The sequence below is a fragment of the Streptomyces sp. NPDC008139 genome, assembly GCF_042957025.1.
Lineage (GTDB): Bacteria > Actinomycetota > Actinomycetes > Streptomycetales > Streptomycetaceae > Actinacidiphila.
Map to the genome: position 1 here is coordinate 46194 of NZ_JBIBHM010000011.1, position 13149 is coordinate 59342.

At 72.8% G+C, this 13149-nt stretch carries 9 protein-coding genes; 7 read left to right on the forward strand and 2 right to left on the reverse strand.

What is annotated here, in order from left to right; all coding sequences use genetic code 11:
- The first annotated feature begins 102 nt into the window (after window positions 1-102).
- The 7 genes from pelF to ACFZBB_RS23735 all read left to right on the forward strand — a co-directional run bounded on the left by pelF (window position 103) and on the right by ACFZBB_RS23735 (window position 7878).
- Window positions 103-1704, forward strand: coding sequence for a GT4 family glycosyltransferase PelF (pelF, locus tag ACFZBB_RS23705; RefSeq protein ID WP_391125757.1), 1602 nt, complete (start codon window positions 103-105; stop codon window positions 1702-1704).
- Complete coding sequence (locus tag ACFZBB_RS23710) at window positions 1701-3380, forward strand: hypothetical protein (protein ID WP_391125760.1); 1680 nt, start codon at window positions 1701-1703, stop codon at window positions 3378-3380. Before pelF ends, ACFZBB_RS23710 begins: the two co-directional genes overlap by 4 nt.
- 91 nt (window positions 3381-3471) lie before the next feature.
- A complete protein-coding gene (locus ACFZBB_RS23715; protein WP_391125763.1) occupies window positions 3472-4473 on the forward strand; it encodes a GDP-mannose 4,6-dehydratase in 1002 nt (333 codons plus the stop codon).
- A gap of 89 nt (window positions 4474-4562) precedes the next feature.
- On the forward strand, window positions 4563-5276 hold the full coding sequence (locus ACFZBB_RS23720; RefSeq protein ID WP_391125766.1) for a sugar phosphate nucleotidyltransferase: 714 nt from the start codon (window positions 4563-4565) through the stop codon (window positions 5274-5276).
- A 6-nt stretch (window positions 5277-5282) separates the two neighbouring features.
- Window positions 5283-6245 carry an NAD-dependent epimerase/dehydratase family protein gene (locus ACFZBB_RS23725; RefSeq protein ID WP_391125769.1) on the forward strand — a complete coding sequence of 321 codons (963 nt, stop codon included), beginning with the start codon at window positions 5283-5285 and terminating at the stop codon, window positions 6243-6245.
- The gene (locus ACFZBB_RS23730; protein WP_391125773.1) at window positions 6242-6928 is read left to right on the forward strand and encodes a spherulation-specific family 4 protein; all 687 of its coding nucleotides are present in this window, start codon (window positions 6242-6244) and stop codon (window positions 6926-6928) included. Before ACFZBB_RS23725 ends, ACFZBB_RS23730 begins: the two co-directional genes overlap by 4 nt.
- The gene (locus ACFZBB_RS23735; RefSeq protein WP_391125776.1) at window positions 6925-7878 is read left to right on the forward strand and encodes an endo alpha-1,4 polygalactosaminidase; all 954 of its coding nucleotides are present in this window, start codon (window positions 6925-6927) and stop codon (window positions 7876-7878) included. The genes ACFZBB_RS23730 and ACFZBB_RS23735 overlap by 4 nt, the downstream gene beginning before the upstream one ends.
- A gap of 18 nt (window positions 7879-7896) precedes the next feature.
- Here ACFZBB_RS23735 and ACFZBB_RS23740 read toward each other — a convergent pair whose 3' ends face one another.
- On the reverse strand, window positions 7897-10533 hold the full coding sequence (locus ACFZBB_RS23740) for a glutaminase domain-containing protein (protein WP_391125779.1): 2637 nt from the start codon (window positions 10531-10533) through the stop codon (window positions 7897-7899).
- 62 nt (window positions 10534-10595) lie between these two features.
- Window positions 10596-13040, reverse strand: a complete 2445-nt coding sequence (locus tag ACFZBB_RS23745) for an RICIN domain-containing protein (RefSeq protein ID WP_391125782.1) — start codon at window positions 13038-13040, stop codon at window positions 10596-10598.
- Between the last annotated feature and the right edge of the window lie 109 nt (window positions 13041-13149).

Below are 13149 nucleotides of genomic sequence, written 5' to 3' on the forward strand. Positions count from 1 at the left end.
GGCGCCGCACGGTCACCGGCGCCCCGTGACACGAGAACGTCCAGGGGGGACACCATTTCCACGCACAGAATCTTCGGCGCACCGCCCTCGCGCACCGCGCGGGTGACGCTGCTGACCGAGGGCACGTATCCGCACAGCCCCGGCGGGGTCAGCGTGTGGTGCGACCAGTTGGTCCAGGGGATGCCGGACATCGAATTCTCGGTGATCGCGGTGACGGGCACCGGCCGCGAGACCCCGGTCTGGCCGCTCCCGGCGCAGGTCACCGGGCTCGACGTGGTCCCGCTGTGGGGGCAGGCGCCGGAGGGCAGGGCGCCGCGCGGCCGGGACCGCCGCGCCCTCCTCGCGGTGTGGGAACGCTTTCTGCGGGCGCTGCTGCACGAGGACGGCGCGGACGAGCCGCCGGCCCGCGGTGGCCGGTCCGCGTCGCCCGACGAGGACTTCGGACCCGCGCTGTACGCGCTCGCCGGGTGGGCGGGCATGGGCGCGCTGTCGGCCGGGCTGCGCTCGGAGGAGGCCGTGCGGACGCTGGTCCGGTTGTGGCGCCGCCCCGGTACGACCGTGTCGGCCGCGGTGCCGACCCAGGCCGACGCGCTCAGCGCCGTCGATCTGCTGGAGCACGCGCTGCGCCCGCTGGCCGTCGTGCCGCCGCCGGGTCAGGTCGCGCACGCCGTCAGCGGCGGGCTGGCCACGCTGCCGGGACTGGTGGCGCACGAGCGGTACGACACTCCCCTGCTGCTCACCGAGCACGGCGTCTACCAGCGCGAACGCTATCTCGGCTACCGCACGGGCCCGTACCGCTGGCCGGTCAAGGCGCTGCTGCTCACCTTCTTCCGGCTGCTGTCGCGCGAGACGTACCGCAACAGCGCGCTGATCACTCCGGGCAACCGCTACAACCGGCGCTGGGAGGAGCACGGCGGCGCGGCGCCGGACCGGATTCGTACCGTGTACAACGGAGTCGATCCCGGGGCGTTCCCGATGGCCGGCCCCGAGCCGGAGGTGCCGACGCTCACCTGGGCGGGGCGGATCGACCCGATCAAGGACCTGGAGACGCTGATCCGCGCCTTCGCGCTGGTCAGGGCCGAGATACCCGCGGCGCGGCTGCGGATCTTCGGCGGCACTCCGCGCGGCGGCGAGGCGTACCGCGAGCGGTGCGAGGCGCTGGCGGCGACGGTCGGCGCGGCCGACGCGGTCACCTTCGAGGGCCGGGTGGACGACATCCGCACCGCGTACGCGGCCGGGCAGGTCGTGATGCTCTCCAGCATCAGCGAGGGCTTCCCCTTCACCCTCATCGAGGCGATGTCCTGCGGGCGGTGCACCGTGTCGACCGATGTCGGCGGGGTACGGGAGGCCGTGGGCGACACCGGTCTCGTCGTGCCGCCGCGCGATCCGAAGGCGATGGCGCGGGCCGCGGTCGAGCTGCTGCGCGATCCGGCGCGGCGCGCCTCGATGGGCTGGGAGGCGCGGCTGCGGGTCATCGACCAGTTCACGCTCCGTCAGACGATCGACGCCTTCCGGGGGATCTACACGGGACTGAGCCGGGTGGAGGACCGCGGCGCGCAGATCTACGGCGGCGTCACCTGGATGTCCCGTGTCTGGCGCGGGGGTTCGGCCGACGCCGAAGCCGATGGGCCGTCAACAGGATTCGCCGAAACGGCTGATGCCGCGACAGTTTTCGGTGTGCGGGCTGTCGGGGACGGCCGGTGAGCGGGCCGATGTCCCTGCTCAGCAGGGTCGCGGGCGGCGGCATGGCCGCGCTGCCCGAGCTGCCGCGCCCACGCCGGGTGCCGTCCTGGGCGGTCGGCGACCCGGTCGCGGAGCTGGCGGAGCGGCTGTCGGCGGCGTGCTCGGCGGCCGTGCACCCCGACGAGATCGCGGCGGTGCTGGAGTCCGAGGGGCTGACCGACGAGCAGATCACCGGCCGCTACGGGCACCCGGACCTGTTCTCGCTCGCGCGGGAGCTGTTCGAGACGGTGCCGCGGCGCTTCCCCGAGCCCGAGCCCGCCGACGACCCGTGGCAGGTCGACGTGTGGCGCTGCGTACTGCGCGGCCTGACCTTCGCCCTGCCCGGCGTCGCCTACGTGCTCGGCGGGCGCTGGGCGGGCGGCGACGACGGGCCGTTCGGGGTGTCCCGCGCGGTCGCCGCGTGGGGCGCGGCGGCGCTGTGCGGGTGGGGCTGGAACCAGGCGCTCGCGCACCGCGCGCACCTGCACCTGCTCGCCCAGCGCCCGCGGGCCGCCGCGCGCTGCCTGGTCACCGGCGCGGCGGTCGGGGCCTGCCTGGCCGGCGCCGCCGCCGCGGCCGTCGCGGGCCCCGGCCACCTCTCCGCCCTCGCCTTCGCGGCCGGCCAGTCGGTGTACGTCGCGTCCGCGACCGTCCTGCTCGTGCTCGGCCGCGAGCGCTCCCTCCTCTACGTCCTGACGCCGCTCGCCGTCGCGGTCGCCTGCGGCGCCGGCGGCCTGCCGTCGCCCGCGGTCGCCGCCGTCCTGGTCGCCACCGCGGCGGCGGCCGGCGGGGCGGCCCTCGCCACCGCGCTCCGCACCGCTCTGACCGGCGAGCCGCCCGAGCGCGGGCCCGCCAAGCCGCCGCGCGCGCCCTGGCGCGAGCGCGTGCGTGCCCATCGCGGCGCCCAACTGCGCGCTCGCGCACGCTGGTTCGGCCGCAGGCCCGCAAAGACCGGTAAGGAAGCCCGCACCACACTCGGCCGGTTCGGCCGCGGGGCAGCCGGACCCGGTACGGGCACCCGCACCGGGCTCGTCTCCTCGCTCCGGACCCTGCCGGAGGCGGCCCGGCTGCTGTGGCGGGCCGACGACGGCGTCACCGACACCAAGGGCCCGTCGCCGTATCTGTCGCTGCCGCACGGGATGGCGGGGCTCGCGGGCGGCGCGCTGGTGGTCGCGGCGGCTCTCACCGGGGAGTTCGTGGCCGCGCTCACGGTGAGCATGGGCGTCGCCGAATGGCTGCTCTTCCGCTTCCGCAGCCGGTGTCTGACCGCACTGCGCGGGACGACCGTGCACGAGCGGCTGCTCGCCAGGTCGTGGCGCGTGCTGGCGGGCTGTCTCGTGCTCTACGCCGTGGCGCTTGCCGCGCTCGCGGCCGTCGAGGCGGCGGTCGTGCCCGGCGCCGCCGCCTGGAACCCGGCGCACCTGTCGGTGCTGCTGGCCCTCGGCGGCACGCTGTGGCTGTCGCTGCTCCTCCAGTCCTGCGGCCGGGCGTGGACGGGGAGTTACGTGCTCGCCGCCGCCGTCCTGACGGCGGTCGTACTGCTGGCGGCGCACACCGCGACGGCCGGGACCGTACTCGGCCCGGTCTGCGCGGGAGCCGCCGCAGTCCTGCTCACGGCGGCCTTCACGATGACCGGCCGCGTGACCACCCACCGCTGACCCCGCGTCCGCGGCGCGCACACCCGCGCCTCACACCACCGACCTCCGACCTCACCACTGCAACCGACCCTCCGCAGAAGGAGATTCATCCGTGTCCACCGAGACACCCGTCGCCGTCACCGGCGCGGAAGGCTTCATCGGCTCGCACCTGGTGGAGGCGCTGGTCGCCTCCGGGCGCCGCGTCCGCGCGATGGTGCAGTACAACTCGTTCTCGTCCCACGGCTGGCTCGAAGTTCTCGCGCCCGACGTACTGGACCGGGTCGAGGTGGTCCTCGGCGACGTCCGCGACTCCGGTTCCGTACGGGATCTGGTCGCCGACAGCGACACCGTCTACCACCTGGCCGCGCTGATCGCGATCCCGTACTCGTACCGCGCGCCGCGCAGCTATGTGGACACCAATGTGTCCGGCACCCTCAACGTCCTCGAAGCCGTGCGGGAGTTCGGCGTCCCGCGGCTGGTGCACACCTCCACCAGCGAGACGTACGGCACCGCGCGGACCGTGCCGATCACCGAGGACCACCCGATCGTCACGCAGTCGCCGTACGCCGCGTCGAAGGCGGGCGGGGACCGGCTGGCGGACAGCTACCACGCCAGCTTCGAGACGCCGGTGGTGACGCTGCGGCCGTTCAACACCTTCGGGCCGCGGCAGTCGATGCGCGCGGTGATCCCGACGGTGATCGGCCAGGTCGCGGCGGGCGAGCGGGAGGTGACGCTCGGGGACCTGCGGCCGACCAGGGACTTCAGCTACGCCAAGGACACCGCCGCGGCCTTCGTCGCGGTCGGCACCGCGCCCGCCGAGAAGGTGGTCGGCCGGACCTTCAACGCCGGTACGGGCGGCGAGATCTCGGTCGGCGACCTGGTGCGGCTGATCGGCAAACTGATGGACACCGAGCTGCTGGTCCGCGAGGACGCGCAGCGGCTGCGGCCCGCCGGTTCCGAGGTCATGCGGCTGGTCTGCGACGCGACCCGGCTGCGCGAGGCCACCGGCTGGCGACCGGCCCACAGCCTGGAGGACGGGCTGGCGCACACCATCGACTTCTTCCGCGACCCGGCCCACCTGGCCCGTTACAAGACCACCGCGTACAACGTCTGACGCCGCCTCACCAGCGCCGCGCCGGGCACCTGTTGACCACTTTCGTCGCAGCAGAGAACCGCTGACATCCAATCGCAGGGGGGACCACCATGCACGCAGTCATTCTCGCCGGGGGCAAAGGCGTGAGGCTTCGGCCGTACACCACCGCACTGCCCAAGCCACTGGTGCCGATCGGCGACAGCCACGCGATCCTGGAGATCGTGATGCGCCAGCTCGCGGGCTTCGGCTTCCGCCGCTGCACCATCGCCATCGGCCACCTCGGCAACATCATCCGCGCGTACGTCGGCGACGGCTCCCAGTGGGGCATGGAGGTCGACTACGTGACCGAGGACAGTCCGCTGGGCACGATGGGCCCGCTGCTCACGATGATCGACCAACTCCCCGAGCACTTCCTGGTGATGAACGGCGACGTGCTCACCGACCTCGACTTCTCCGCCGTGCTCGACCAGCACCGGGGCACCGGCGCGCCGCTCACCATCGCCACCTACGCCCGTACCGTGAACATCGACTTCGGGGTGCTCAGCACCGACGACGGGCGGGTGGTCGCCTTCACCGAGAAGCCGAGCATGGACTACCGGGTGTCGATGGGGGTGTACGGGGTCTCCCGGAGCACGCTCCTGCGCTACACCCCCGGTCTGCCGCTGGGCTTCGACGAGGTGGTGCTCGATCTGCTGGCCGCGGGTGCGCAACCGCGGGCCTTCGACTTCGACGGCTACTGGCTCGACATCGGCCGCCCCGACGACTACGACCGGGCGAACGCCGAATTCAGCAGCCGTCGCGGCCTGTTGCTCAAGGGGGCGTGAGGGCTCATGACGCGGACGCGGATTCTCGTACTGGGCTGTGGCGGTTTCCTGGGCTCCCGGGTGACCGCGCGGCTCCAGCGGACGCCCGGTGCGCGGATCCTGCGCGGCGGGCGGGGCGCGGGGGACGGCGCCAAGGGCGGCGCGCGGGGCGGTCCGAAGGGCGGCGCCGGACTCGATCTGGCGGCCGACCTGGCGACCGTGCCGGTCGACGTCCTGGCCCGGCGGCTCGCCGCGCTGGCCCCCGACGCGGTGGTCGACTGCGCGGGCGTGGTGGCGGGCCGCGCCAGCGCGCTGTGCGCGACCAACGCGCGGGGGCCGGCCGCGCTGTGCGAGGCGATGGCGCTCGCCACGCCGTCGGCGCGGCTGGTGCACCTGGGCTCGGCGGCCGAGTACGGACCGGCGGAGCCCGGCACCGCGTTGGCGGAGTCGGCGCCCGCCCGGCCGGAGGGCGTCTACGGGGCGGCCAAGCTCGCGGGCACCCTCGCCGTGACCGGCTCGGGCCTCGACGCGGTGGTGCTGCGGGTCTTCAACCCGGTCGGCGCGGGCTCGCCGACCTCTGGGCTGCCCGGCAGGCTGGCCGCCGCCTTCCGCGAGGCGCCGCGCGAAGGGGTGGTGCGCACCGGCAGTCTGGCCGCGTACCGCGACTTCGTCGCCGCCGACGACGTGGCGGACGCGGTGGCCCTCGCGGTGGCCGCGCCCGGCTCGGTGCCGCCCGTGATCAACATCGGCTCGGGCGAGGCGACCCAAGTGCGCACGCTGGCAGCGGAGTTGGCCTTGGTCAGCGGCTTCACCGGCCGTCTGGAGGAGTCGGGGCGGGGCTCGGAGCGCTCGGCCGGGGTGTCCTGGCACCAGGCGGACATCACGCTCGCGGCGTACGCGCTGGGCTGGCGGCCCACGCGGACGCTGCGGGACGCGCTCACCGCGCTGTGGGCGGCGGTGCCGGGCGAGCCGGTCAGGATCTCACCGTGAGCCATGGCTCCCCCGCGCCCTCCGCGGGCTCGCTGCTCGTGCCGCTGTACGTCCACCCGGCGGTGGACCCGGCCGCGTGGCGGGCCCTGGAGGACGCGGCACCGGCCCTGTACGGGGTGGTGCTCAACGCCGCGGACGGTCCCGGCGACCGGCCGGACCCGGTGTACACGCTCGCCGCGCGGCGGATGCGCGAGGCCGGTGCGCCGGTGCTCGGCTACGTCGACACCGACTACGCGGCCCGCCCGGCCCACACGGTCTACCGCGATCTGCGCAGGCACCGGGCCTGGTACGCCACCGACGGCGTGTTCTTCGACCGGGTGGCGTCCGACGCGCGGCGGATCCCGTACTACCGGTGGCTGGCCAGGACGGCCCGGCTCTGCGGGGCGCGGACGGTGGTGTTCAATCCAGGGGTGCACCCTGATCCCGGCTACGCCCGTCTCTGCGACCTGCTCGTGACCTTCGAGGGGACCTGGGACGACTACCAGGGCGCGGGCGTGCCGCGCTGGACGGCCGGGCATCCGGCCGAACGGTTCTGCCATCTGGTGTACGGGGTGCCCGACGGTCTCGCGGGGCGGGCGGCCCGGCTGGCGGCACTGCGCGGTGCGGCCGTGCGCTGCGCGGTCCCCGGTCTGCCGCCCAATCCGTGGCGGACCGCGCCCGTCCCGATCGGAGGAAACGTATGACTGCCCGCCGTACGGCGCTGAATCTCACCGTGCGCACGGTGACCGCCGCCCTGCTGCTCCTGCTGGCGGCCTGCTCGTCGTCGGGCGACGGGGACGGAGGCGGGGGCACGGACGGCGGGGGCACTGCGGGCAGCAGGCCCTCGGCGACCGCGTCCGGGCCCGCGAAGGGCGCCGCGTCGAGCCCCGCCACGACCGGCCCGACGCGCGCGCCGGGTACGCCCACGCACGCGGCGACCGGGCGGGGCGCGCCCGCGTACTGGCATCCGCGCGCCCGCACCCCCTGGCAGTGGCAGCTCAGCGGCACGGTCGACACCTCGGTGGACGTACCGGTCTACGACATCGACGGCTTCGAGAACGGCGCCGAGGTGGTCAGGAAGCTGCACGCGGCCGGGCGCAAGGTGATCTGCTACATCAACGTCGGGGCGTGGGAGTCCTTCCGCCCCGACAGCGGGAAATTCCCCGCGTCGGTGCGCGGCGAGGGCGACGGCTGGGACGGCGAACGCTGGCTGGACATCCGCCGGGTGGACGTCCTGCGCCCGCTGATGGCCGCCCGCTTCGACATGTGCCGCGAGAAGGGCTTCGACGCGGTGGAGCCCGACCTGATGGACGGCTACGCGAACACCACCGGCTTTCCGCTGACGGCCGCTCAGCAGATCACGTACAACCGGATGATCGCCGACCTGGCGCACGAGCGTGGGCTGGCCGTCGGCCTGAAGAACGACGTCGGCCAGGTGGCCACGCTCGTGCGGTACTTCGACTTCGCGGTCAACGAGGAGTGCGCGCAGTACGACGAGTGTGCGCAAATGGCGCCGTTCATCGCGGCGGACAAGCCGGTATTCCACGTCGAGTACAAGCTGAAGGCCGGTCAGTTCTGCCCTCAGGCGAAGAAGTTGGGACTCAGTTCGATGGTGAAGCACCTTTCGCTGGACGCGTGGCGGGATCCCTGCTGAGCGGTCGGGCGACGGCGCTCAGATCATCCGCCACAGGTGGTCGGCGCTGCCGTTGTCGGTCCACTGGGTGACCTGGGCGGCGTCGGCCTGCGACATGCCGTCGACCGCGAGGACCTTGCCCGAGCGGACGTTGACGATCTTCTTCCAGCCGTCGCCGTTGTCGACGATCCGCCACAGGTGGTCGGGCGTTCCGTTGTCCTGGTACTGCTGGACGTGGGCGCCGTCGTCGAGGCTCTGGTCGTGGACGGCGAGCACTTTGCCGCTGTTGCGGTTGATGATGCGTACGGTGCCGTCGCCGTTGTCGAGCACGGTCCAGACGTGGTCGGCGGTGCCGTTGTCTGCGTACTGGGTGACCTCGGCGGTGTCGGCGCGGGACATGCCGGAGACGGCGAGCACCTTGCCGGAGTTGCGGTTCTGGATCCGGCACCACACCACGGTGGACGCGGCGGGTTTCAGGAGCAGGGCCAGCGCGCCGCCCACCACCGGGCGGGCCTGGAAGCCGCGCTGGGCGGCGCTGGCCACGGTGTACCAGTCGCTGAACGGGACGCGCTGTCCGGTGGTGTTGGCGTAGGCGTAGACGCCGTTGACGAGCAGGTCGCGGACGACGGGCCGGTCGGCGAGCCAGGCCGCCGTCCACAGTTCCCAGTCGGCCTTGGTGTAGTCGTTGCGCGGGTCGAGTTCGATGCCGTAGGTCCCGGCGTGGGAGGCGTACCAGTTGGCCTCCTGTTCGGCGAAGCCGACCGGGACCAGGTCGAGGCCGAGCAGCCGGTCGGGGAAGCCGTTGTACTTCAGGCTCCAGGTGCCGTCCTGGTCGTAGGCCAGTTTGAGGTGGGTGCCGGAGGAGTCCTGGGCGAGGGTGGTCCACTGGCTGAGGTAGCCGCGGGAGACCGAGCGGTAGCGGGCGGCGTCCGCGGTGTTGCCGGTGGCGGCGGCGATGACGCCCATCGCGCCGATGCCGACCATTCCCTTGAGCGCGAGGTTGGCGCTGTGCGCGATGAAGCCGGTGAAGTCGTCGGTCTGGTTCTGGTAGCCGGGGTCGAGGGTGTTGGCGACCAGGTACTCGGCCCAGCGGCGCAGCACCGCGTAGTGGGCGGCGGCGTATGACGCGCCGTCAGCGGTGGGCAGCCGCTGGACGATTGCCGCGACCATGATGAGCATGTTCGCGGACTCCTCGACCGGCATGCTCTCCTCGTTGCCGTCGGCGCGGCCGAAGGCGTTGGGGTAGGTGCCGAGGTCGTGCGGTGCGAAGTCCTGTGACCAGCCGCCGTGTTCGACGTAGTCGAAGATCGGTTCGAGCACCAGTCGCAGGTAGGCCGGGGAGAGGTAGAGGTAGGCGGGGAAGGCGGGGTAGATCACGTCGACGGTGGACATGTCGCCGTTGGAGGAGATCTCCTTCAAAAACGCCCAGGGGCCGCCGTCGCGGTCGACCAGTTCGGTGCCCGCGACGGCCTGGCGCAGCGCGAGGGCGCAGACGGCGGCATAGTGGTCGCCGGTGCTTCCGCCGCCGACCGCGGTGACCGCGTCGTCGCGGATCTTCTGGTCGAGGGCGGTCGCGGCGGTCAGCGCGGCGCCGCGGTCGGCGTCGAACCAGTCCACCATGGCGGTCCAGGAGCTCCAGTAGTGCGTCCACCAGGGCTGGAGTTGTGCGCCGAGGTGGGTGACGGCGGGGGTGCGGACATGGCCGAGCACGACGGTGAACTCCGCCGACGGTGTAACGGAGTCGACGGTGCCGAAGTCCCGGTTGAGGCCGAGCACCGGCCATCGGTCGTTGATCGCGCGCGGCTTGGCGGTGTCCACCGAACCGTCGAGCCGCCCGGTGCCCGCCGAGGCCGCGCGCACCACGGTGTCCTGGCCGATCTGATACGTCACCGCGCCGCCGGTGGCGGTGGCCAGCACGAGCCGTCCCCAGGACGCCTGGTCGCCGCTCTCCTGAAGGACGCCGGCGGTGGCGGGTTCCGCGCTGAGCACGGTCATCCGGCCGGTGGTCGTACGGTCCCAAGTAATGGGCGTGGCGACGTTGTTGTGCACCCACTCGCCGGAGGCGTCGAGGTGGACGTCCACGGTGTGGGGGCGGCCGTCGTTGCTTGCGGCCCGCACGGTGACGTAGCTGAGCGGTACGCACTGGCGCTGGAGATCGCCGACGTCGACGGGTGAGAAGAAGGTGACGGTGAGCGTCACGCCACCGCCGCTGAGCTGGTAGATCGAGCGGGTGGCGGTGAGTTGCAGCGACACCTGCTGCATGGGGGTGAGCGCGGGGCCGCCGGGCAGCGCGGGGTTGCCGAGGAAGACGTACGCGGCGCCGTCGATCCGGGCGAGACCGCACAGCGCGGTGACGTGGCCGGTCCAGAAGGCGGGCCAGGTCCCCGCGAGATTGTCGGCGGGCAGCCAGGTCGACAGGTACGGCGAGCGGACGGCCAGCGGTACGGCGGGCGGGCGCAGCGGGCTGAAGGTGGAGGCCGCCTGGGCTGCCGGGGCGGCGTGCGGGGCCGCGCCCGGAACGGCCGTCGCGGTGACGGCGTTCGCTGTGGCGGCTTGTGCGGGCGCGGTGGCGAGCCAGCCGCCGGTGGCCGCGGCGGCGGTCAACGCGCCGCTCCAGCGCAGGAGTTCACGGCGTCCGGGGCGGGCGTGCGGGGTCGGGGAGTCGTCGGGGGTCACGGGGGTCCGTCCTCAGAGGTGGGGGGAAGGAGAGCGGAGCGAGGGTGAGGGGAGCCGGGGGCTCAGCGCAGTTGCCACAGGTGGTCCGCGGTGCCGTTGTCGTCGTACTGCACGACCGGCGCGCTGTTGGCCGTCGACATCAGGTCGACGCCGAGCACCTTTCCCGAGTTCTTGTTGCGGATGCGGTACCAGCCGTCGCCGTTGTCGACAAGCTGCCACAGGTGGTCGGCGGTCCCGTTGTCGTCGAACTGCACCACCTGGGCGCTGTTCGCGGTCGACATCAGGTCCACGCCCAGCATCTTCTGCGAGTTGAGGTTGCGGATGCGGTACCAGCCGTCGCCGTTGTCGACAAGCTGCCACAGGTGGTCGGCGGTCCCGTTGTCGTCGAACTGCACGACGTGGGCGCTGTTCGCGGTCGACATCAGGTCGACGCCCATGACCTTGTTGGAGTTCTTGTTCCAGATCCTCAGGTAGTCGCCTGCCGGTGCCCACGGGGTGCCGTTGGGGGTCGCGGTGGGGAAGGCGGAGATCCGCAGCCGGGCGGCGCCCATCGGGATCAGCGTGACGGTCTCGACGGCCGCGGTACTGCGGGCCGGGCTGGTCTGGAGCGGGTTGACGACCTGCTGTCCGTCCGCCTTCCACTCGGCGATACGGCGGGCGGGCACGGTGATCCGTACCGGCGTGCCGTCGTGCGTGAAGGGGTTGGCGGCCAGCGAGCCGCCCGACTTGGTGAAGGCCGGGGACCCGGAGTCGAGCGCGAGCCCGTAGTTCCAGGGCGTGGTGGCGTGCACCTCGTACTCGGGGAACTCGGCGTCACCCGCGTACTGCACGTAGTTCTCACCGATGTTCAGCGCGTACGTGAGCGGCCCGTGGTCGACGGAGACGGCGCCGTGGTTGGCGGACCAGGTGCGGACGGTGGTCTGCTGCGGGAGCTGGACGGTGACGGTGTCCCCGCTGTTCCAGGTGCGGCTGATCTTGGTGAAGGCGGGTCCCGAAGGGGCGCTGACCGCTCGGCCGTTGACAGTGACGCGCGGGGCGGAGCACCAGCCGGGAACCCGCAGGTACAGCGGGAAGGCCAGGGCGCGCGGTGCGGTGATCTTGAGCGTGACCGTGTCCGCGAAGGGGTAGTCGGTGGTCTCGGTGATGGTGACCGAGGTGCCGTCGGCGACCTTGGCCGTGACGCTGCTCGGTGCGTACATCGCGGCGGCCAGACCGTTGTCGGGGGTGGCGAGCCACAGCTCCTCGGTGAAGTACGGCCAGCCCATGCCGTAGTTGTGCGGGCAGCAGCGGTACTGGTCGACGCCCGGCTGAAAGGACTGCATGGCGAAGCCGTTCTGGAACTGCCCTTGTGTCTTCGGGGTGTTGTTCAGATCGACGCTGTTGGCGCTGGTGATGTAGTGCACGCCCTTGCCCGCCGGGTCGAGGGCCGCGGGCAGTGAGTTGAAGGCCAGGTCCTCGCAGCGGTCGGCCCACAGCGGGTCGCCGGTGATCCGGGCCAGCAACTGGTGGCTGGCCATGAACTCCACGATGCCGCAGGTCTCGAAGCCCTGCCGGGGGTCGCCGAAGCCGGGCCTGGCGTTCTCGTCGCCCGCGAAGCCGCCGCCGGGGAACTGGCCGTAGGAGGACATCACCGCGGTGTAGTTCTGGTAAGCGGCCCGGGTGAGGGCGTTGGACGGCGAGCGGAGCGCGTACTGCGCCGGTTCCCTGAAGCCCTGGGCGATGTTGACGTTGTGCAGCGACGGGAGGTTGTTGACCCAGTTGGCGCCGCCCGCGTGGATCTTGTCGGCGAGGTCGAGCAGATAGCTCTCGCCGGTGCGGTTGTAGAGCCAGAAGACGCTGTCCAGGCCGTCGCCCCAACGCACCGACACCCAGCTCTGGTTGAAGGCGCCGGGGCCCTGGGCGTTCATGTAGCGGAAGAAGGCGGACAGCAGCGGGATGATCCTGGTGTCCCCGCTGTACTCCTGCCAGTTGCGCAGCGCCCAGGTCAGCGGCAGGAACGGCCAGAAGTCGGGGCCGCCGCCGAGCGAGGTGCGCAGGGCCGTCGGGCCGAAGAAGCCGTCGGACTGCCGGGTGGCCACGATGGCGTCGATCCAGCGGCGTACGGCGGCCAGCGCGGTGGCGTCCTGGGTGAGCACGGCGAGGTCGACATAGCCGCGCAGCCAGTACGGCACTTCCTCCCAGCCGGCGCGGTCGGGATGCACCCAGCCGCTGTTGTCCATGGCGAGGAAGTGCGAGATGTCGGCGTACCGGCCGCACAGACCGGCGAGTTGGAGGCGCAGTTGGCCGTCGAGCCAGCCGCGCGCGGTGACGGCGCCGGGCGGCAGCCGCAGGAAGGCGGTGGGGGCCAGCGGTGCGGCGTTCGGCGCGTAGAGGCCGCCACGGGCGGGGGCGACGCGGGCCGCGGCCGGGGTGGGGGCGGCCTGGGCGCCGCCCGCGAACCGCAGTTGGAGCCCTGCGGTGCCGGCGGCCAGTGCGGTGAGTGCGAACTGACGACGGTTCAGGGGCATGGGGGGTGGCTCCTGGTGGCTTCGGGTGGGGCGCTGCGGGGGCGCGAACCCTGGCTGCGAGACGGTCCTTCCAACGTTGGAAACGGCGGTGCCACCCGGAATGACAGCA